Raw genomic sequence first — 20,993 nt, 5'->3', positions numbered from 1 at the left:
TAATGATTAAAATTCAGGCGGAAGCCAATGTTCCTACAGAACACGGTAATTTCCGAATGATTGCTTTCTCCGAAAATGAAAACGACTGGATGCCTCACATGGCTATCCTCGCAGAAAATACAGATTTCTCAAAACCTGTGAATGTTCGTTTTCATTCAGAATGTATTACCGGAGAAGTTTTCCATTCAAAAAAATGTGAATGCGGCCAACAGCTTGATGCTGCGATGAAGTACATCCATGAAAATGGAGGAATTATCATTTATCTTCGTCAGGAAGGAAGAAATATAGGGATTATCAATAAGCTTAAAGCTTACTCTCTACAGGAAAAAGGTTTTGACACTGTACAGGCCAATTTGCAGCTGGGACTTCCGGCAGATGACAGAAACTTTGGAGTTGCTATTGAAATCCTTAACCTGTTAGAAGTAAAAGATATTAATCTTCTTACCAATAACCCTGAAAAGGTAAAATATGTGGTAGACAGCAATATTCATCTTAACTCAAGAATACCATTACAGATTCCTGCCAACGAAATTAGTAAAGGCTATCTGAAAACAAAGAAAGATTTCTTTGGCCATCTTCTGGATGACAATGATAACTAGATAAAATAAGAGCTTCAGAATGTATTCTGAAGCTTTTTTATTATGTTACTAATACCTCATCATTTTAACTCCAATATAAACTATTAGCTTTCGCCAAAGCTCTTAATTCTGGAAAGTAGATTTATTGGACCCAATAGCTATTACTCTTGACCTACCAAAGTGCTTCATTCCTCATAAAAATCAAAAGCTCCGAGATTTCTCCCGGAGCTTTCTTTAATTATAAAAAACTGAAAAGATATTTCTTAATATTTAGTCTTGATTTTAGACTCGTCAATATTGTAATATTTAATTACACTCTTGTAATCGTTGTAATCTACAGCATTACCTTTAGCTGATTTTCCTGTTCCTGTTCCATTAGCTGGAAGAATAAGAACTCTGAAATTTTTATTCTGGTAGTACGACGGGTTAGCTGTTAAACTAAATGTATTGGTAGAATTAATATTGATGGTAGCACTATTCTTAGTGAATTCATAAATATAATCTACAGCATCATTATTTACATTACCGACATAATAAGTATATGGTAGAAGCTTCCAGATAGGAGCGCCACCTTCAGTTCCAATCTGCATATAAATAAGGACCATATCAGATTGTACTAATGGACTATTGAAATTGTCTTTCCATCTGTAAAGATTGTCACTAACTTTTGTAAAAGTAGGACTAATATCAAATGCCTGATTTATTGTATCCTGACCTTGTTGTACCACAACATCATCATCTTTATCACAGCTATAAGCAGTAAAACCTACAGCACCCAGGAATAAAAAGAGAAGTATTTTTTTCATTTCTTATTAAAGTTTAGTTATTATTTATATTGCGTATTCAAATCATATACCAAAAATTGCAAAAACATTGTTTTCGTCGTTTTTTTAATCGTATTTTTGTTCTTATTCAAAAAGTCATGAAGAAATTATTATATACTTCACTCTTTATTGTTGCATTGATAAGTCCTAAGTTGAATGCTCAGTATCAGCCTAAAAATGCGTCCAAAGAAGATTTGAAAAAGGCTCAGCAATGGGTTGATAAAACCTATAAAAACCTTTCTCAGGATGAAAAATTGGGACAGCTCTTCATTGTGGCACTTTACACCAATAAAGGAGAAGAATATATCAGCCAGGTAAGAAACATTGTTGCTAATGATAAAATTGGCGGTCTGATTTTAATGCAGGATGATGCTGCAAGAGAAATTAATCTGGTCAATGAATTTCAACAAACATCTAAAATTCCTTTAATAATTGGAATGGATGCAGAATGGGGCTTGTATCAAAGAATTGCAACCGCTCATAAATTCCCATGGGCTATGACCTTAGGGGCTATTCAGGATAAAAACCTGGTATATCAGATGGCGGCAAAAATAGCAGAAGACTGTCACAGAATGGGGATCAACTGGGATTTTGCTCCTGTAGTAGACGTTAATACCAATCCTAACAACCCTATTATCGGAAACAGAAGTTTTGGTTCTGAAGTAGATAATGTAATCAGCTCTGCCCTATCCTATTCAAATGGGTTACAAGATAACAATATCCTTGCTGCTATCAAACATTTTCCTGGTCACGGGGATACCAGTACAGATTCTCACCTGGACCTTCCGGTAGTGTCTCACAGTATGGAAAGGCTTAATACTATTGAACTTGCACCATTCAAAGCCTTGATGAACAAAGGAATTGGCGGTGTAATGGTCGCTCATTTATACGTTCCCAGTTTAGAATCAGGAAAAGGAATTCCAGCTTCTGTTTCGAAAAATATCATTACAGGATTACTGAAAGATAAGCTTGGATATAAAGGCTTAATTATTACAGATGCTTTAAATATGGGTGCTGTAGCTAACAAATACAAACCGGGAGAACTGGATGCCATGGCTTTCAAAGCTGGAAATGATATCATGCTTTTTTCACAAGGGGTCTCTGAAGGTAAAAAACTGATCCAAAAGGCAATAGACAAGGGAGAAATTTCTCAAAACAGAGTGGAAGAAAGTGTGAAGAAAATTTTATTGACTAAATATTTTCTTGGACTAACTCAGTACACTCCAAAAAATCCTGAAAATATCAATACTGATCTTAATAATGATTCTCACAAAGCTTTGGTACAGAATCTATATGTGAACGCTCTGACTTTATTAAAAGACGAAAAAAAATTACTTCCTATTACCGGAAAACAGATTTACTACGTTCCTTTGGAAGAAGCCCCTTATCAGACTTTTGCGGATAGATTGGGAGCCAGTGTAATGGTAAAAAAAGCAAGTGAAATAAATACAATACCAGCAGGATCTACAGTAATTGTAGGTTTCCACAAGGATAATTCAACAGCTTATAAGCCTTATAAAATATCTCCGGAGTCAAAAAAAATCCTTACAGATCTTACCAGAAATCAAAATGTAATTCTTAATGTATTTGGAAGTGCATATGCTTTAAAAGATATTGATATCTCTAAGGTTTCAACAGTTCTTGTTTCTTATGAAAACAATGACGACTCTATGAATGCCACTGCGGATGCATTAAACGGAAAAACAAAAATAGGAGGCAGACTTCCCGTATTGGTAAATGACCAATTGAAACCGGGAATGGGAATAGATCTGAATTCTACCACCTCTTTACCAAATAATACAACATCAAAACAACAATAATCCAATGAAAATAGGCATACTTTGCTATCCAACATATGGTGGAAGCGGAATTGTAGCAACAGAATTAGGAATGTCTCTTGCCAATAAAGGATATGAAGTACATTTTATCAGTTCTGCACTTCCTGCAAGGCTTGATATTACCAATCCTAATATTTTCTTCCACCGAGTAAATGTTCAGACCTATCCTCTGTTCCAATATCAGCCTTATGATATTGCATTAAGTTCTATGATCTACAGGGTTGTAAATCTCTATAAACTTGATCTGCTACATGCTCATTATGCCATCCCATATGCGTATGCTGCATTTACAGCTAAGCAGATGCTTCAGGAGGACAATAATGACATTCCTTTGGTGACTACCCTTCATGGTACTGATATTACCCTTGTGGGCCAGCATCCAAGTTATAAACATGCGGTAGAATTCTCCATCAATCAGTCAGATGCTATTACGTCTGTTTCTGAAAGTCTGAAAAAAGATACCCTTCAGTTTTTCAACATCAAAAAAGAAATTCAGGTAATTACCAATTTTATTGACAATTCTGAATTTGATGACTGCTCTGAGTGCCAGAGAACACAGTTTGCCAATCCTGACGAAAAAATACTGATCCACGTATCCAATCTACGTCCTGTAAAACGTGTGGATGAAGTACTGCAGATCTTTAAAAATGTAGAGAAAAAGGTGAAATCTAAGCTTATCATCATTGGCGAAGGTCCTGATATGGAAAAGGTTAATCAGTTTCTGGAAGAGAATCCTGAGCTTATTTCCAAAATTCGTCTTTTAGGAAAGGTAAATGATTTATATAAAATCTTACAGCTTTCAGATGTATTTCTTCTTCCTTCGGAGCAGGAAAGTTTCGGTTTGGCAGCGTTGGAAGCTATGGCAGCTTATACACCGGTAATCAGTTCCAATGCAGGAGGAATTCCTGAAGTGAACATTCAGGGAGAGACAGGATATCTGGCTGAAATTGGAAATGTAGAAGCAATGAGCAACTACACCATCAAACTATTGAGCAATGATGAACTTTTAGCCAAAATGAAGCAAAACGCGAAAGAACAGGCGATAAAATTCGATTTGAAAAACATTCTTCCTATATATGAGAAAATGTATAGAACAACCATAGAAAATTTTAATAAGGAGCTGACGAAAGTATAATATTTCTATTATATTTATCGTCATACTTATGACGGAAAAACTACTTCAATATCTTTGGAACTATAAGGTTTTCAAACATTTTAACTTCAAGGATATTGAAGGAAATTCCGTTGAGATCATCCATTTTGGAAAATGGAATAAAAATGCAGGTCCGGATTTTCTGGATGCAAAAATAAAAATCAACGGCTTACTTATCGCTGGAAACATCGAACTCCACGTCCGTTCTTCAGACTGGATTTTCCACAATCACTCTCACGATCCCAACTATCAAAACATTATTCTCCATGTCATATTTCAGCATGATATAGAAATCAATGTGCTCAGTGACAAAAATGTTCCTGCTTTGGAACTGAAAAATTATATCGATGAAAATACTTTATGGAAATACGAAAGACTCGTTGATAACAATCAGTTTATTCCTTGTGAAGGTATTTTTGACAATAATAAAATTCCAATCAATTTTCATGAAGGAAATATTCTGAAAAAACTGGAAGAGAAATCTTTGGAACTTGAGCAGTCTTTAATACAACATAAAAATAATTTTGAAGCGGTTCTCTTTCATAGTTTTGCATATTCTTTCGGGCTAAAGGTAAATGCTCCTATTTTCAGGCAGATTGCAGAAAGTATAGATTATAGCATTGTTAATAAAATCCGTCAAAATCCTTCTCAGCTCGAAGCTTTATTATTCGGAATTTCCGGGTGGCTTGACTCTCCGAAGGATAATCAGATGAAAACCTGGAAAAGAGAATTTGAATTCATAAAGACAAAATTCAACATTTCTGATTTTACACTACATCCAAAGTTTTTAAGATTAAGACCTCCCAACTTTCCTACCATCCGCTTATCCCAACTGGCAGATCTTTACTTTCAGCACCAAAATTTATTTTCAAAAATCATAAGTGCCCGCAAGGCTGATCAAATTTATGAAGTATTTAATCCGGTAACAGCTTCAAAGTATTGGGATACCCATTTTAATTTCGGTACAGTTTCAGCATTTCATCCTAAAACATTAAGTAAAGATTTTATAGATCTCATCATTCTCAATACCATTCTTCCGTTACAATATGCTTATCACAGATATCACAACGAAGAAATAGCTGATGAAATCATAACATTCTACCAAAGTATACCTGCTGAAAAAAACTCGGTAACGCAAGGCTGGAAGAAACTGGGCGTAAGAATCAACAATGCTCTTGAAAGCCAAAGTTTAATCTATCATTATAAGAATAGTTGTGAAAATAAAAGCTGTCTGGCCTGTGGTATTGGGCTTAAGCTTTTGAAAGAATAAAAAGAAAATTACCTTTAAATAGCGAATGAAGTATTCTGCACCTGAAACATCTACGTTTGCATTTCCAGTGAAAATTATCACGTATTTATATGAATTTTTACAGAAAAAAAATGAAAACTATTCTCATACCGATCTTCATTCTTATGATGGGGTTTTGTACTGCCCAGAGGTATACTCAACAAAAAAAAGAAATAGAAAGTATCATTACAGCAGTGAAAGAAAGTATCATTAAAAAAGATACAGCAACTTTCAAGAGCCTGTTTACGAAAGATTCTTTTAACTGGACCGCTGTCATTACGGATAAAACCCAGCAAAAAAGGATCGAAAAGGATCCTAAAGCAACTAACACTTTCACCAAAAATTTCAGCAATTTTCATTCTTTTCTTTTGGATAAGGGAGAACAGGAGGAAATATTCAGAAATATTTCTATAGAAAATAATGATGTGATTGCTTCAGTGATTTTTGATTATTCATTTCTTTCCAACCGTAAGGCATCAAATTGGGGGAAAGAATTCTGGCATCTGGCAAAAATAAATGGTCAATGGAAAATTATCAGTGTCATCTACAGTCTGGAGTTTAACAACTAATCTTCCTACGGATCAAAATCCTTTCTCAAAAAAATTGCTTATCTTGCAGTATTGGATTTAAAAGAATCTTAAAAATGCTAAGTAATATCCGTCATAAAATGGAAAGAGAATGGTTTGGTGTACTCACAAGAACCGGTGCCAAACTTGGGATTCCCGTGTCTAAACTGAGGATTTTCTTTATCTACTCTACTTTTGCTACAGCGGGCTTTTTCTTTTTAATTTATTTAGGATTGGCATTTACAATCTGGATTAAAGATATTTTCATCACAAGAAGACCCAGTGTCTTTGACTTATAAATTATGGAATTTTTACCGATTACTTCTGCGGAAGATCACAGAGTTCAGGAAATCTATACTTCTTATACCACTACTTTTCCTGTAGACGAACAAAGAGACAGGAAACAGTTTACCGCATTATTTTCCAATCCGAAGGTAAGATTCATGTCTGTAGTGCATGAATCGGAAGCTGTTGGCTACCTTATTTTATGGGAACTGAGCTCCTTTGTTTTTGTGGAACATTTTGAGGTGTTTGAAGCCTTCAGAAGTAAAAAGCTGGGTTCTCATATTATGGGCTATTTATTGGAAAACTATCCTCAAATTATCCTGGAAATTGAACCTGCAGAACTTAACGAAGATGCAGCGAGACGTTATTCTTTTTATCTGAGAAATAATTTCAGCCTGATAGACACCACTTATGTCCAGCCAAGTTATGGTGAGGGAAAGCGGTCTTTGAACTTATGGCTGCTAGCCAATTACTCTCCTGAAAATATAGAGGAAATTAAGAACGAGCTCTGTGATACTGTGTATCCTTAAAATATAAAACGCCGGAATTATTCCGGCGTTATTTTTTGATCTATTTTTTAAATTAGAGATTAATTAATTCACCTCGTATTCAAGCTTTATTGTAATACTCGCTTCTTTCTCTTTTGAAGAGGTATTGAAGGTTCCTCCATAGGAATAGTCTTCATTGGAATTGGGTGCTGTAATCTGAATAACTCCCATTGTTGCTTTCTTCAGACTGCCCAAACTGCTTCCGGAATTTTCTGCAATTTTCTCAGCACGCTCTTTGGCATCTTTGGTTGCCCCGGCAATCATTTCCTGTTTCACAGTCGCCAGTTTGGTATAGAAATAAGCGGGTGAAGAAGAGGTAAACTCAATTCCACGGTTGATGATTTCGGTAATATTTCTGGAGAGATTTTCAATTTTCCCAACCTCTTTACTTTCAATGGAAACTTTTTGAGTCAGATTATAACCGGAAAATTCTCCCTGCACATAATTTCCGTTCGAATCATTATAGCTTCTGAATTGTTTCTGGATATCCACAGATGAAAATACAATCTCGTTCTGTTTTATTCCTTTTGAAATCAAGTAATCATTGATCACTTTTCTGTCAAGTGCCAGCTCATCATAGGCAGATTTCAGATCCGTATTGTTTTTCGAAAAACTTCCGGACCAGGTAATAAGATCTGAAGTAAACTGTTTAGTCCCCAGACCGGTAACGGAAATCGTATTTTCAGATTTGTTTCTGTTTTTTATCGCATTTCCAAGAAATCCGAGGCCGATTACAAAGCCTAAAGCTCCTACTGCGACCGCAATAATATTTTTATTCATAAAATTTGTGAATTGGATTTGTTTTTAAAAGGTATTATATCAATTTCCATTCCACTATTTTAAGATATTTTTAACAGGATAAAAAAGAAGACAGAACTTGCTAAAGCGCAGACAATGGAGTGAAACACACTAAAAAAAAATTAAAGTCTATCTTAATTACCTTTAATTTGTTTTAACCTTTCTATAAAAAGGGGTATTGTTTCTTCCATTCTCAACATTACACCAGATAAGTTTTTAGCTTTTACATAGGTACGTACCTGAGGCTTTGCAGTAAATGAAAATGCAATAAACTCTGAGATTCGGTCGGCAGGAATTCCTGCTTTGATAAAGTATTCATCCTCTACTCTATTCCGAACCCAAAGAATATGCTCCTGGAGATCATCATACCTGTATTGTCTTTTCTGCCGCCTTGCCTTACCGCTGATCAGATCATAAACGCCTTGTACATTCAGGTTTCCTAACAGTATTGGTAATAGAACACTTTTCACTTCTGCCGGCTTTTCCCTCATCTTTCCTACAGGCTGCGGAAGGCCTACAGCATCTCTCACCTGTTCTCCTTTATCTACCTTTGCCACGATACGGGAATCTACCTCCAGGTCACCTGAAAGCTTTTTGACAATCTTTACCTCACCTATGTCTTTCGGAATCTGAAACAAGGTAACTAACAGCTGATTATTCACTCCATCAACAAGAACTTTTCGGGATGCTCTTCTGAAATCTTCTTTTACAAATCTCAATTCATCATTGGGACTGGCCTCAATGGAAAAATCCCCCTGTGAATTGGAATAGACTTTTTTGTCGGTAGACATATTAATGATAATGACAGCTCCAAGATTATCACCATTATCATCCACAACTTTTCCTGTCACGGTCTGCTGTGAAAATAAAAGGCTGGTGCATAGAAAGGCTATGAAAACAAAAAATTTTACGGGTTTCAATGTATATTTGTTCAATTTTTATTCTGTCTAAGAATTAGTCTTTGTTGTTACTTCCTTCCAGGTTATTTAATTTTTTATATTCCGCAAATGCTACTTTAATTTCATATTCTATGACATCAATTTGGAAATCTTTGCGGTTCTTTTTGGCGAGTAAACGGTTTCCATTGGCGTACAGCAGAAATTTATCGATCTGCTCTTCATCCATTCCGTATTTTTTCAGAAAATCCAGATTGATTTCTCTTTTTACTCTGGCCAGGAAATCCTGTGTCTCAAAATAGCTGGCTTTAGTAATCTTCGGTTTATTTGCTTTCTTGACCAAACCTGAGAAAGTTCGAAAAACACCTAATAAATCAACCTGTCCTGCTTTGAAATCGTGTCCTGTAAATGTTTTAGACACCGTGTTATCCGGCAGAGGTTCATTAAGAGGGCCAAGCATATATTCTCCCAATTCAGATTTTAAGTTTCTCAGCTTCGTGGACTCATTTAAATATTGATTGTCTTTCGCCAGATTTCCTGTAGGATTATATTTAATCTTAACTTCAGCAATCTCAATCTCCATTTTTTTGAGGCTTATCCGGAGTGGGGCGTTCAAATCTTCACGGGTAATCTTCTTACTGGTACGGTAATATCCTTCTTTTACAAATCTTACTTCATCATTTTCTTTGGCATCAATAGCAAACCTTCCTGTATCATCGCTCTGTACACTGGCATTATTTGTGATATTCACAACTAATACGGAACTCATATTTAAAGTTCCTTCATCCGTAATTCTACCTGATATTTTTTGTTGTGCAAAAACAACAGTTCCCATAGAAATCAGAGAAAAGCAGAAAGTTTGTTTTAGACATTTTTCCATATCTGCTTATTTTTGAGTTTGCGGTGCACGATAAGATGATATTCTTGTCAGTACAAAACGCTGAAATCTATATAGATCTGCATCACTGCAAAATCCATATTTCAGGATCTTTTTCCTTTCAAAGCCTCCAGCAAAAACATAATAAATGAAATGATCTATCAGTGGTTTCTCTATTTTAAGATCTGTGAAATATTCTTCTCCAAGACTTTTTTTGATATAACTCATCAGATCAATATCATCCCACTTGTCTTTTACCTTTCCAATGCTAAATCCTTCTCCTTTTGGCTGCACAAATTCTCCTGGTCTTGCTGCCAGGATTCTTGGATCTGATTTCTGTGAGATATACCGATCCATTTCTGCTGTCAGTTTTTCAACTTTTTTAGGCTTATTATAGTTTTTCGTGTCTATTTTAAGGTTTCCAGTAAGTCCCTTCTTTACTTCAACTTCAGGAATTTGAATGGTTGTACGCAAAAGGCTTATATTCATAGGAGCCTGTATATTTTCTGACGCTACTTTCCTTGTCAGACGTTCATAGCCCACTTTTATAAAACGTAATTCATCTCCTGCTCTCCCGGAAATCATAAAATGCCCATCTCTGTTTGAAAGAACCATTTCATCCGTCCGGATATTAATCACATTTACATCCTGCACTTCTGCACCATCTTCAGAAGTTATCTTACCAAAAATATAACTTTGGGCATGGGTATGAAGGAAGAAGATAAGAGATAAAAAAAAGAATAGTTTAAATTTCACTGGTTATTTTTTATAAAGCAAAGCTAAAATTATTTTTAATTTTTACCATAAGTTTAACCACAGTTAACGTGTTTTAATATTTCTTTTTAATTTTTACCCTGGAAACTGTTAAATAGCCATTCTAAATTGTTAAAGTTTCTTTTAAATTTTAGTTAACTTGCAGTTTCAATTCTCCTTTAACAATGCAAAATTCTTATACAGTTATCAATGCTTCTGCAGGATCCGGCAAAACCTACGCTCTGGTTCAGAGACTTCTGATGATCTGTCTCCGTTATCCTAATCAGCAGCAATCGATCAGGAATATTCTCGCACTGACTTTCACCAATAAGGCAGCCAATGAGATGAAGGAAAGAATACTGTCCTGGCTGGGAAGCTTTTCTACCAGTGAATATATAGAGAACACCGATCTTAAAAACATCCAGAAAGCATTTGAAGAACAAGGTTTAAAAATTACTATTGATGAACTTCACCATCGCTCAAAAAAGCTGCTGGATTATATTCTTCATAATTATTCTACTCTGAATATTGGGACAATTGACCGCTTTAATTCAAGGCTGGTAAGAAGTTTTTCTTATGAATTGGGACTTGCCAAGAATTTCAATCTTGAAATTGAAGCTGAGCCATTTTTGATTGAAGCAGTGGATAAAATGCTGGATCAGATTGGTGAAAATGAAACGATCTCCAATTCTTTCATGGATTACGTAGACTACAGTCTTGAAAATAATGAAAGAATCAACCTTAACAAAAATCTTTATGACTCTGCAAAAGAGTTTGTAAAAGATATTCATTATGAACATTTGAAAAACAATAAAAGTTTTGATGATGCGAGTTATGAAAATATAAAAAACACGCTCCGAAAAGAGATTGTTCTCAATAAAAAGAAATCTGCTGATCTTGCCGTCCAGTCTGTTGAGTTATTCAAATCCAGGAATATTGATATCGAAGATTTTGCACAGGGGAAAAACGGAATCGGAGGTTTCTTTACGAAAGTAACAGACTTTTATCAGCAGAAAAGAGCTGGTTTTCCTTTTCCCACCACACAGGAAGAGTCCGTTGTCAATAATTACAGAAAAGGAGCATCTTCGAAAGCAAAGCATAAAGAGTCTGAGATTTTTGAGATTCTTGATCAACTGATTGAAAACAGGATGCAGCTTATTCTTTTGTATATTGAAACTCAAAAAAAAGAAAAGGTATTGTCTGCTCTTCTTCCTTTAAAAGTCAATAAAGACATTCAGGATGAGCTTCAAAAAATTGAGGAAGAAAATGATCTTGTTCTGCTTTCCAAGTTTAATATTCTGATTAATGAAAATCTGAAGAATGAGCCTTCTGCTTTTATTTATGAAAAAGTAGGTTCCCAGTTTCAGCATTTTTTCTTTGATGAATTTCAGGACACCTCAGAACTGCAGTGGCAAAATTTTGTTCCCCTGCGGGACCATAGCGTTTCTTCAGAATATACTTCATTTACTTTGGTTGGAGATCCAAAACAGAGTATCTACAGATTTCGGGGTGGAGAAAGCAAGCTGATGCTTGATATCATCAATAAAAAAGAATTTTCCCCTAAACAGGCAGATCTTCTTGTTTTAAAAGATAACTGGAGAAGTGCCAGAAATATTGTACAGTTCAACAATGAATTATACCGCTACCACTCTGAAGGATTGGAAGAGGAGCATAAAAATATTTTCGGAATTGATGCCGAACAAAGTCCTAAATCGAAAATTGACGGCCGCGTAAAAGTCAATCTGATTGAAAACCTTACCAATGAAGAGTTTTATGATGACACTTCTGAAAGAATGAGGAAGGATATTCAGGAGTGTCTTAGCAATGGTTTTAAATTTTCGGACATTACGATTCTATGCCGTGGAAATTTTGATATTTTCAGCTATTCTCAAAAACTGGGAAATTTAAAAGTAACCTATCATGGCGAGGAAACCAATATCAAAACAATATCCGACAAAGGTCTTACTCTGGAACTTTCCAATACTTTAAAAGCGGTCATTGAGTTTTTAAGATGGGAAATCAATCCTAAGAATAAAACCTGCCTGATTATGATGATGTACTATCTGAATACTCTGGGGAAAATTAATATGCCGGATTTCAGTCTGGAAATGAAAGAGATTCTGGATATTGAAACTCATGAAGAGATCCTTCAGTATCTTCATCACAAATATTCGTTACAGCTTAAACAGGATCATTTTCCAAGATTCAATCTGTACAATTTCATAGAATATTATGTCAACGAATTTTCAGTAGAAAACAAGGAAACAGATTTTCTTCTCAACTTCCTGGAAATGCTTTTCAATTTCACACAAAATGCAGGCGCCAGTACAAAAGAGTTTCTAAAATATTGGGATGAAGAAGCTTCATCTTATACCATTCAGGCCTCAGAAAATATTGACGCTATTCAGATCATGACTATTCATAAGTCTAAGGGGCTTGAATTCCCTATTGTTTTCATCCCGATGATCAATAAAAACAGAGATAATGAATTTACCAACTGGTTTGAAACTAATGAAAGTGATGCTTTAAAATCGGTTAACATTAATCAGTTCAGTAAAAATCTTGAGGTGTATGATGAGGAGATTCAATCTTTTAACAAGAAAAACTCGTACAAAAATCTTATTGACAGACTATGTCTGCAATATGTTGCTACAACAAGACCGGTTGAACAATTATTTTTCTACCTTCAAAAAGCTAACAAAACTTCCAACAATCTTGAACTTCTGGAGTTCCTTCAAACAAAAAATACAGAGAACTCTGATGAGTTTGATTTGTATGAGATAAATCCGGAGATGCTGAAGAAGCATTCAAAAACCAAAAGTTCTTCATTTAAGACAAAAAATATCCAGGATCTTAAAAATGTCAGTGAAAAAAGTACTTCTATAAAAATTGCTACTCCTTCCAAAAACTATCAGGTTCGAAATGAGAAAGTGAGAATAGGGTTATTTGTACATGAACTTCTCTCAAAGATCAATACTGAAAAAGATATTCACAAAGTATTGGAAGGCTATGCGCTGGAAGGGCAAATTACCCTGGAAGAGAAAGTTGAAATAGAGGCTACTTTACAGGATATCGTAAGAACTTATTCTGAGTTCTTTGATGAGAAATGGGAAGTTATCAACGAAAAAGATATTATGATTTCTGAAAACGGAGAAAGTCATATCTTCCGTCCGGATCGTATTTTAAAGAATGACGAAGGCTATATCATTGTTGATTTTAAAACGGGAGAACAGAAAAGTAAAGATGAAGCGCAGGTGGAAGGGTATAAAAACATTCTCGAAAGACTGGGAAAAAAGGTTCTTAAAACTCAGATTATTTATCTATAAGTCCTTCAGCCACGGCATTCACAAAATATTACTTTATAATTTGCTAAAATGCCTCAAAAATATAAAAGGAATCATTATTTTTAATCAGAATAAACAATATACGATCAGTCATTTATTTTGATTACAGCTAGCCATGAAAATATATTTAATTTCCTTTGTTATAAGTTTGGTCATCATGCTGATCTCTGCAGTTGTCACCTATAATATTATTGATTGTATAGATCCGCCGGTCACGGAAGATAGTCACCGGAACATGCCCACTGAAAATATTGCAAAATCCTTGTTTCTCAGTTTTATATTGGGCGCAACAGTTTTTATTACAGCTATTAAGATCCTGAGGCGAGGACAGAAGAAATAATTATCTACAGCAGACAGGCAATGCAAACAATCTATTCTGCTAAGAGGATTCAAAACTCGTGACGTTAAATCCTTACAAAAACAAAAACCGCTATTTCCCTAAGGCAGCGGTCTTATATTTTGAAGTTTTTTCGATCTTAAGCAGTCGTAGCAGGAGTAAATACTCTCTGGGATAATTCCTGATCAAAAAGATACAATGCTGATGGGTTATCACACACCATTTTGATCTTCGTCACATACTGAGAAGCACTTGCTTCTTCTTCTACCTGCTCATTGATGAACCACTGCATGAATGAAGTTGTTGCAAAATCACCTTCTTCATTAGCATTCTTTACAATATTGAAAATACTTTTAGTTACTATCTTCTCATGTGCCAATGCTTTCTCGAAAATATCTGTTGCACTATCGAACTCATGCGGAGGTTTTGCAATCTCCCCGATAATGATTTCCCCGCCTACATCATTTAAATAATCAAACATTTTGTCTGCATGCATCAATTCTTCTTTGCTCTGTACTCTGAAGTAGTTGGCAATTCCGTCAAGGTCTTTTCCTGAAAACCATGCAGACATTGAAAGATAATATTGAGCGGCATATTGTTCGTGGGCAATCTGTTCGTTAATTAATTTTGCAATTTTTTCGCTAACCATACGTATTAAATTTATAGTCAAAAATAGTGAATAAAAGCCCGTAATCAAAAGTTTTACGGAAAATTAATACAAAAAGGATGGAAAATCATCCATCCTTTTAACACTCAAAAATAAAAATTACTATCTATTATTTTGCTTCCGGAGCAGCAGTATTCATCGGTTTTCTCATCATTCTTCCATCTTTCATAGCTGTTTTTCTCTGCTCCATTTTAGCAGTTCTGTCAGCCTGCCATTTATCATATTGCTGAGGAGTAAGGATTTTTTTCATATCTGCATCCATTTGTGCTCTGTTGGCCTTCATTTCTTCCATTTTAGCCTGTCTATCGACTTTATTTTTTTCAAACTGAGCTTTCATTTCAGATTTTCTTTTTTCCTGAAGCGATTTTATCTGACTAACCTGAGACTGATTAAGATTAAGATCTTTCTGCATCTGTGCCAGATGATCCTGTTCTCTCTGCTGCATTTTTTGCTGCATTTCAGCTCTTCTAGCCTGTTTGTCCTGTGGAGTTATCTGTTGTGCCATTGCAAAACTTCCCATCCCGATAAATGCTATTGCCAAAACTAATTTTTTCATCTTTTAAAATTTTATTAATTGTTATTATACCTTTTTGATAATGAAACAAAAGACAAGTTAAATTAACATAGTCATAAATAATGTTAAATTTTAACTAAAATAAAATAATCATAAACAAAAAAAAGGACAGATTACAAAAACCTGTCCTTCACACCACTTAAATATAATATATGAAAATTAATTCTTTACCAAACTTCCTCTAAATCCTCCTCCATTGCTACGAGAGTTCTGGCTTGGAGCTGAACTTTCCGTTCTTTGCTGTCTGAATCCTCCTCCATTATTTCCGCGGAAACCTCCGTTGTTATCTCTTGACGGAGCAGGAGCGCTTTCTCTTCGTACTTCACTGTTTCCTCTAAAGCCGCCACCATTATTACCTCGGAAACCTCCGTTATTATCTCTTGACGGAGCAGGTATATTAGTTTCTGTTTTCACATCACTATTCCCTCTAAAGCCTCCGCTGCTATTTCTGAAACCACCATTGTTATCAGTAGTTCCTCTGAAACCGCCATTATTATTTACTCCATTGTTCTGGTTTCTGAAACCGGAATTATCATTTCTCCCGTTATTATTCTGTCCGCGGAACCCTCCTGAGTTTCCTTCAGTTCTTGTATTTTTGAATCCATTATCCGCTCTGTTATCTCTTCTGATGATATCAAAGGTAGGATTATCTGTTCTACGGAATCTCGATCTGTCTACTCTGTAAATATTGATATTAATATTTCTATATCTTGGCATTACAGTATATCTCGGGACATAATATGTTCTCCTGTAGTTCTGGAAATATATAATCGGGCTCGAACCTCTGTAATAGTTATTTTGGAAAACAACAAATACTCTTGGCCCCAAAATTCTTTCCATTGCATAAAACCTGTCGTAATACCATCTGTCTGGGTTATATCTATAGAAATTATTCCAAGCTGCAAAACTTGAGTATAGATTATTCAGTCTTATTATCTGATCGATCTGCCATGGGTTCAATCTATTTTGCACGAAAAACCCATTCCAGTTAACATTCACAATACTGTTTCTATAATCGTTATAATAACTTTGATAATAATCGCTTGGATAATAATCCTGCGGGTAGTTGTAATAATAGTCATCAGGAAAGTAATTTCTATCATCCTGATCAGTATAGTAGTCTCCTCCATTCTGAGAATAACCATCATTTCCCCAACCATTATTCGGATACTGCTGCGCAGACGTCAAAACGCCTAAAACAAAAGCTAATCCTAAAAATATTTTTTTCATCCTTATAGTCGTTAATTGGTTAATATATAGTAGAATATCTCAATTCTATCTTTTTGATACAAATAAAAAAAAGAAGTTAAATCTTTAGATCAAACTTCTTTTAAAATATAATTAACTAACTGATAATCAATTGTTAAATTTACACTCTACCACTATCTTTTACCCAAAAAGCAATTTTTTCGTTAAAAGCATCTTTTCTTTTTAAATCTTCCAGATTAATATGCATTCTGTATCGCCAGTAATGTGGAAAAACTGCGGGATCATTGATTCTTTCGTTATCCATATTTATATTTGATAATTCTTCATCCGTTGCCATGAACTCCTGAATAGGGAAAATAGCCAGCATAGCTTCGTTATACAGATGCTGCTTCATAATAATTTCTGCCAAATGAGGAGTTAGGTATTCAGGTGCTTTTCCATACTGAACCAGTTGTTGGTTATAGTATTTCTGTGTCAATGCAGGGTCTTCTTTCCACCACTGCCGCAGTGTTGAACTATCATGTGAAGAGGCCGTAACCACATTCATATAAGTGGCATTTCTGGGATCATAGAACGGAATGTTTTCAGAAGGCATACGCTGAACTTTCAGAGCAATGATAGCCAATTCATCCATTACTACCGGAACACATGCAGGAACCATCCCCAGGTCTTCTCCACAAATCAGCATTTTGGTGGCATTCAGAATTACGGGAAGTTTTTCCATAGCTTTCTCATACCATAAATGGTCTTGTCTTCTGAAAAAATAGTCGTGATACAGTTCGTAAATACTTTTCTGTTCTGCTTCTGACAGGAACTTGTAAGATTCTGTATTGTATACATTAAATCGGGGGTGATAAACCGTTTCACCCTTTCTTTTCTCTGTCAGAAACAGAACATTCGCGCAAAGTGAGATCAGCTTCTCTTCAAGCGGGCCGTGTGGATTTTTCTTAAAGAAGTCGACCAGTTTTCTCTGTGTATCAAATTCTTCTTTCAGAGAATAAGTACCATCTTGCTTCTTTTCTAAAAACTCAAGTACTTTTCCACTATCTTTTTCAAAGTAATCCCACAAAATCTCATTGTTGATAAATGGCTTACAATATCTATCGAAGTCGAATGGAATTTTCAGTGCTTTAAATTCATCAAGAGTAATAGGAACAGCAGGATAAAAATATCCTAAAATTCCCTGCACAGCAGAAATCGGCATCCTCCATATTCTGAAGAAACCAAGAATGTGATCGATCCTCATTGCATCGAAATATTGCTCCAATGCTTTGAATCTATTTTTCCACCATTTATAATCATCGTTTTTCATGGCTTCCCAATTATAAGTTGGGAATTCCCAGTTTTGACCGAGCTCGGTAAATTGATCCGGCGGTGCTCCGGCTTGGAAATCCATCCCGAATAATTCAGGCTCAGTCCAGGCTTCTACAGAATATCTATAGATTCCAATGGGAAGATCTCCTTTCAGTGAAATTCCTAAACTATGGGCATAATCAACAGCGTCTTTTAACTGTATATGAAGCTGGTATTGTACCCAGGCATGAAGCATTGAAAGATCATAATCCTTACTTTTCGTAGTAAAGAATTGGGAAATCTTTCCTGCTATATATTTCTTATGGGTTTTCCAGTCGTTGAAATTTGGAGTCTTATATTTATCTCTTAATACACAGAATGCAGCATAAGGAACAAGCCAGTATTCATTGTCTTTTATAAATTTTTTGAAATTCCGGTCTTTATAAATCTTATCCTTTTGCGTATTGAAAACAGCAGTCAGGTATTTCCATTTACTTGTGATCACCTTTTCATAATCAACCAGATCAAGAGCGTTTAAAGCTTCTTTTTCAACAAGATAAGAGTCAACTAATTCTTTCGGTAAAGAATAATTAAGGGTTTCTAAAGAAATATACTGGGGATGCAGAGCATATACTGATACTGCTGCATAAGGATAGGAATCCGTCCATGAATAATTTGCAGTAGTATCATTAATCGGAAGAATCTGAATAATCCCAAGATTAGTTTCCTTCGTCCAATCTGCTAGTTTTTTAATATCAGCAAATTCTCCCACACCGAATCCATCTTCACTCCTCAAAGAAAATACGGGAACGGCAACTCCCGCATCGTGATACATCTGATATCCCTTAAATCTAAAATAATGATTGGAAACGATCTGAAGAACATCTGATAACGGATTGGCTGTTGTAAACCTATTTTCCCCGGTTTCAACGTCAATAACTCTTTTCTGCTTTATATCGTAAATACAATATTTGAACTGGATCCACTCATTTTCAGGAATCTCAACGGAAACTTCCCAAAGTCCAAAATCTGTCTGCGTTAAAGGAATAGCCTTATCATAATCCCAGCCCCCAAGGGATGCTGTATTTCCAAATAATACAATTCTCCAATCTGAATTATAAATGGGAGCTTCTATCCTAAATAAGTGAGTATGCTTTTTAAGAACAATTTCTCTCTCTGAAACAAAGCCGTGTAGTTTATTATAAAGAATCTTGTTATTTAAATAATTCTCAGGGAAGTTTTTATTATTCCATTCATCAAAAATAACAAATTCCTTGTAGTTATGTGGAAAATTAAGATGATGCTGAACAAATTCTTCTCTGATAACATTTCCTTTTTCATCTACAACACGGTATTTATACGAAACAGACTTTGAAAAATAATCTACTTCACATTTCCATAAACCATTCTCTGCATAAAACATAGTATGGATATGAGCAACAGTACCTTCCCCACCAATGGCGAGTTCAATATTTTCTCCTGCTTTTACAATATATCCTACGTTAAAGTATAGCTTCATCTATATTTTTTTATAAAAGTACATTATAATATCCAAAAATAAAACTTATTAAATATCAAATAATCATTAAAAAAACCTTTTCAATCAACTTGAAAAGGTTGTATTTGACACTTTATATTTATCGTATTTTATGGAACCAATTATTTGGTAATAAGAACTTTTTTATTAAAAATCACCTTACCTGATTCGTCATTAAGATTTATAATATACGCACCAGTTACCAGTTCTTTACAATCTATTTTCTGATCCAAAGAACCGTTTTTCACAAATAAGCTCTGATTCATCACCTTCTTTCCTGACATATCAAAAACATTCAGCTTAACATTTCCTTTCACATTTTTATTATCAATATGAACATTGACAAAATGCTCGTCAACTCTGGTTGGATAAATATCCACATCAGTCAATGTATTAGATACCGATTTTTTTTCATTGACAAAGTACTTACTTGCCAGGTCATAGATATGTAGCCCCTTCTCACCAGAAAGCTGTTTCGCCTGTAAAGTCTGTACATCAACTTCATATAAAGAATCTCCTTTAGCACTGGCTATAACGACCTTTCCCTGCGCATTTACTGCTGAACCGTTCACCGAATAATTATCTGGAATACCGGTAATCTTACCTATAAACTTTGCCTTTAATTCTTTCGTTGAAACCTTGAAAACATTTCCTGAGGCAGAAAAGATATAAAAGTTATTATCGGTATCAGCAATCATATCTCCGCCAAAACCAGTTTCAACAGCCGTAAAGGAATTCTTACCATTTGAAACATCGTCTTTAATGATTCCCAGGTCTATAACAGCATATTGTCCGTTTTTTTTGCTGATTTCCAGAAACTGTGTTCCAGCATTATTAACTGCGTAAATATTGCCGTTATATCCGGTTGCCATTCTCGTGATATGAGAATTAATATCACATGAAGATACTCTTGCTACATTATTCTCTACCAATGTAATCTCTTTTGTTTGGGGCTGCAATACATAAATATTTGATGAAAACATAGGCATATACACCAAATTATTATTAGATGGATCATAAGCCAGCGCTGCCATCGTTATTGCCTGAGAATTACTATAAGAATTTTTATCTTCCGCTACAACAGCTTTTCTTCCTTGTGAATATACCTTTACCGAAGTATCAGCAGTAAAAATTTTCTCACCGGAAGTTCCATTTGCAACGTCTATTACACGAAAATCATTGAAAGTTATACTTTGCGTATCTTTTCCTGTAATTGCAAACAAATCTTGCTGTGCCTGTGCGTTAGCACTTAATAATAACAAAAATAGAGGGAATAAATGTTTTTTCATAATATGTAAATTTTTGATTTGTAAAAAATTCAATATTACTAAGTTACGCAAATTATAGAGTAAAAAATAAATATTATCCAGTATTTAAATAAAATTTACAACAAATGAATATTAATAGTAAGAGTATGATAAAGGAATATTGTATTGTCTTAATTAGACTCAAAAAGACCTTTCAAGCGTTTGGATCTCTATGGGGTAGTCATCCAGATGGCTATTATGAATCATCTTAATCATAAGGAAGGAGTTATAAGAAAGACTATCCTTATTCAATAGAAGCGGGCTTTAGCCCGGTTGATATAGATTATGATTAGATTAGACTAGATCAGATCATATAGATAC

At 34.9% G+C, this 20,993-nt stretch carries 18 protein-coding genes; 8 read left to right on the top strand and 10 right to left on the bottom strand.

Annotated elements, in window-relative coordinates:
* Positions 1-2 precede the first annotated feature (2 nt).
* Complete coding sequence (ribA, locus tag AC27VX_RS20855; protein ID WP_300685041.1) at positions 3-599, top strand: GTP cyclohydrolase II; 597 nt, start codon at positions 3-5, stop codon at positions 597-599.
* A 242-nt stretch (positions 600-841) separates the two neighbouring features.
* On the opposite strand, the gene AC27VX_RS20850 is transcribed toward ribA, so the two are convergent.
* A complete protein-coding gene (locus tag AC27VX_RS20850; protein WP_488697736.1) occupies positions 842-1,384 on the bottom strand; it encodes a hypothetical protein in 543 nt (180 codons plus the stop codon).
* A 116-nt stretch (positions 1,385-1,500) separates the two neighbouring features.
* Here AC27VX_RS20850 and AC27VX_RS20845 point away from each other — a divergent pair, with 116 nt between their 5' ends.
* The 6 genes from AC27VX_RS20845 (at position 1,501) to AC27VX_RS20820 (ending at position 7,062) form a co-directional block, all read left to right on the top strand.
* The gene (locus AC27VX_RS20845; RefSeq protein WP_488697735.1) at positions 1,501-3,222 is read left to right on the top strand and encodes a glycoside hydrolase family 3 protein; all 1,722 of its coding nucleotides are present in this window, start codon (positions 1,501-1,503) and stop codon (positions 3,220-3,222) included.
* Between the two features lie 4 nt (positions 3,223-3,226).
* On the top strand, positions 3,227-4,375 hold the full coding sequence (gene bshA / locus AC27VX_RS20840) for an N-acetyl-alpha-D-glucosaminyl L-malate synthase BshA (protein ID WP_236857210.1): 1,149 nt from the start codon (positions 3,227-3,229) through the stop codon (positions 4,373-4,375).
* Positions 4,376-4,403: 28 nt separating this feature from the next.
* Positions 4,404-5,663, top strand: a complete 1,260-nt coding sequence (locus tag AC27VX_RS20835) for a DUF2851 family protein (RefSeq protein WP_488697732.1) — start codon at positions 4,404-4,406, stop codon at positions 5,661-5,663.
* A 110-nt stretch (positions 5,664-5,773) separates the two neighbouring features.
* On the top strand, positions 5,774-6,250 hold the full coding sequence (locus tag AC27VX_RS20830; protein ID WP_488697730.1) for a hypothetical protein: 477 nt from the start codon (positions 5,774-5,776) through the stop codon (positions 6,248-6,250).
* Positions 6,251-6,324: 74 nt separating this feature from the next.
* The gene (locus AC27VX_RS20825) at positions 6,325-6,546 is read left to right on the top strand and encodes a PspC family transcriptional regulator (protein ID WP_167032978.1); all 222 of its coding nucleotides are present in this window, start codon (positions 6,325-6,327) and stop codon (positions 6,544-6,546) included.
* A gap of 3 nt (positions 6,547-6,549) precedes the next feature.
* A complete protein-coding gene (locus tag AC27VX_RS20820) occupies positions 6,550-7,062 on the top strand; it encodes a GNAT family N-acetyltransferase (protein WP_236857207.1) in 513 nt (170 codons plus the stop codon).
* A 63-nt stretch (positions 7,063-7,125) separates the two neighbouring features.
* On the opposite strand, the gene AC27VX_RS20815 is transcribed toward AC27VX_RS20820, so the two are convergent.
* The 4 genes from AC27VX_RS20815 to AC27VX_RS20800 form a co-directional block, all read right to left on the bottom strand.
* A complete protein-coding gene (locus AC27VX_RS20815) occupies positions 7,126-7,860 on the bottom strand; it encodes an SIMPL domain-containing protein (protein WP_236857206.1) in 735 nt (244 codons plus the stop codon).
* Positions 7,861-8,012: 152 nt separating this feature from the next.
* Positions 8,013-8,813, bottom strand: a complete 801-nt coding sequence (locus AC27VX_RS20810) for a carboxypeptidase-like regulatory domain-containing protein (RefSeq protein ID WP_236857205.1) — start codon at positions 8,811-8,813, stop codon at positions 8,013-8,015.
* A 19-nt stretch (positions 8,814-8,832) separates the two neighbouring features.
* The gene (locus AC27VX_RS20805) at positions 8,833-9,654 is read right to left on the bottom strand and encodes a peptidase associated/transthyretin-like domain-containing protein (protein WP_488697727.1); all 822 of its coding nucleotides are present in this window, start codon (positions 9,652-9,654) and stop codon (positions 8,833-8,835) included.
* Between the two features lie 6 nt (positions 9,655-9,660).
* Positions 9,661-10,407: a carboxypeptidase-like regulatory domain-containing protein gene (locus AC27VX_RS20800; protein WP_236857203.1), complete on the bottom strand. Its 747-nt coding sequence runs from the start codon at positions 10,405-10,407 to the stop codon at positions 9,661-9,663.
* Between the two features lie 182 nt (positions 10,408-10,589).
* On the opposite strand from AC27VX_RS20800, the gene AC27VX_RS20795 reads away from it, so the two are divergent.
* Positions 10,590-13,730, top strand: coding sequence for a UvrD-helicase domain-containing protein (locus tag AC27VX_RS20795; protein ID WP_488697725.1), 3,141 nt, complete (start codon positions 10,590-10,592; stop codon positions 13,728-13,730).
* A 494-nt stretch (positions 13,731-14,224) separates the two neighbouring features.
* On the opposite strand, the gene AC27VX_RS20790 is transcribed toward AC27VX_RS20795, so the two are convergent.
* From AC27VX_RS20790 to AC27VX_RS20770, 5 genes are all read right to left on the bottom strand, one after another.
* Positions 14,225-14,734: a ferritin gene (locus tag AC27VX_RS20790; protein WP_236857201.1), complete on the bottom strand. Its 510-nt coding sequence runs from the start codon at positions 14,732-14,734 to the stop codon at positions 14,225-14,227.
* A gap of 127 nt (positions 14,735-14,861) precedes the next feature.
* Entirely contained in the window at positions 14,862-15,308 is a 447-nt protein-coding gene (locus tag AC27VX_RS20785; protein WP_488697723.1) for a DUF4890 domain-containing protein, read from the bottom strand.
* A 177-nt stretch (positions 15,309-15,485) separates the two neighbouring features.
* Entirely contained in the window at positions 15,486-16,556 is a 1,071-nt protein-coding gene (locus AC27VX_RS20780) for a hypothetical protein (RefSeq protein WP_488697721.1), read from the bottom strand.
* Between the two features lie 139 nt (positions 16,557-16,695).
* Entirely contained in the window at positions 16,696-19,347 is a 2,652-nt protein-coding gene (locus AC27VX_RS20775; RefSeq protein WP_488697719.1) for a 4-alpha-glucanotransferase, read from the bottom strand.
* Between the two features lie 140 nt (positions 19,348-19,487).
* Entirely contained in the window at positions 19,488-20,654 is a 1,167-nt protein-coding gene (locus AC27VX_RS20770) for a T9SS type A sorting domain-containing protein (protein WP_488697717.1), read from the bottom strand.
* Between the last annotated feature and the right edge of the window lie 339 nt (positions 20,655-20,993).

Source organism: Chryseobacterium sp. 14P4.3.2, assembly GCF_057799275.1.
This window is presented reverse-complemented; position numbering and strand designations above follow the sequence as displayed.

Bases quoted from the DNA above. Each gene is read 5' to 3' on its own strand.
- AC27VX_RS20770 (WP_488697717.1), bottom strand. From the start codon at position 20,654: ATGAAAAAACATTTATTCCCTCTATTTTTGTTATTATTAAGTGCTAAC.
- AC27VX_RS20850 (WP_488697736.1), bottom strand. From the start codon at position 1,384: ATGAAAAAAATACTTCTCTTTTTATTCCTGGGTGCTGTAGGTTTTACT.
- bshA (WP_236857210.1), top strand. From the start codon at position 3,227: ATGAAAATAGGCATACTTTGCTATCCAACATATGGTGGAAGCGGAATT.
- AC27VX_RS20785 (WP_488697723.1), bottom strand. From the start codon at position 15,308: ATGAAAAAATTAGTTTTGGCAATAGCATTTATCGGGATGGGAAGTTTT.
- AC27VX_RS20775 (WP_488697719.1), bottom strand. From the start codon at position 19,347: ATGAAGCTATACTTTAACGTAGGATATATTGTAAAAGCAGGAGAAAAT.
- AC27VX_RS20820 (WP_236857207.1), top strand. From the start codon at position 6,550: ATGGAATTTTTACCGATTACTTCTGCGGAAGATCACAGAGTTCAGGAA.
- AC27VX_RS20815 (WP_236857206.1), bottom strand. From the start codon at position 7,860: ATGAATAAAAATATTATTGCGGTCGCAGTAGGAGCTTTAGGCTTTGTA.
- AC27VX_RS20795 (WP_488697725.1), top strand. From the start codon at position 10,590: ATGCAAAATTCTTATACAGTTATCAATGCTTCTGCAGGATCCGGCAAA.
- AC27VX_RS20830 (WP_488697730.1), top strand. From the start codon at position 5,774: ATGAAAACTATTCTCATACCGATCTTCATTCTTATGATGGGGTTTTGT.
- AC27VX_RS20835 (WP_488697732.1), top strand. From the start codon at position 4,404: ATGACGGAAAAACTACTTCAATATCTTTGGAACTATAAGGTTTTCAAA.
- AC27VX_RS20790 (WP_236857201.1), bottom strand. From the start codon at position 14,734: ATGGTTAGCGAAAAAATTGCAAAATTAATTAACGAACAGATTGCCCAC.
- AC27VX_RS20780 (WP_488697721.1), bottom strand. From the start codon at position 16,556: ATGAAAAAAATATTTTTAGGATTAGCTTTTGTTTTAGGCGTTTTGACG.
- AC27VX_RS20825 (WP_167032978.1), top strand. From the start codon at position 6,325: ATGCTAAGTAATATCCGTCATAAAATGGAAAGAGAATGGTTTGGTGTA.
- AC27VX_RS20845 (WP_488697735.1), top strand. From the start codon at position 1,501: ATGAAGAAATTATTATATACTTCACTCTTTATTGTTGCATTGATAAGT.
- ribA (WP_300685041.1), top strand. From the start codon at position 3: ATGATTAAAATTCAGGCGGAAGCCAATGTTCCTACAGAACACGGTAAT.
- AC27VX_RS20805 (WP_488697727.1), bottom strand. From the start codon at position 9,654: ATGGAAAAATGTCTAAAACAAACTTTCTGCTTTTCTCTGATTTCTATG.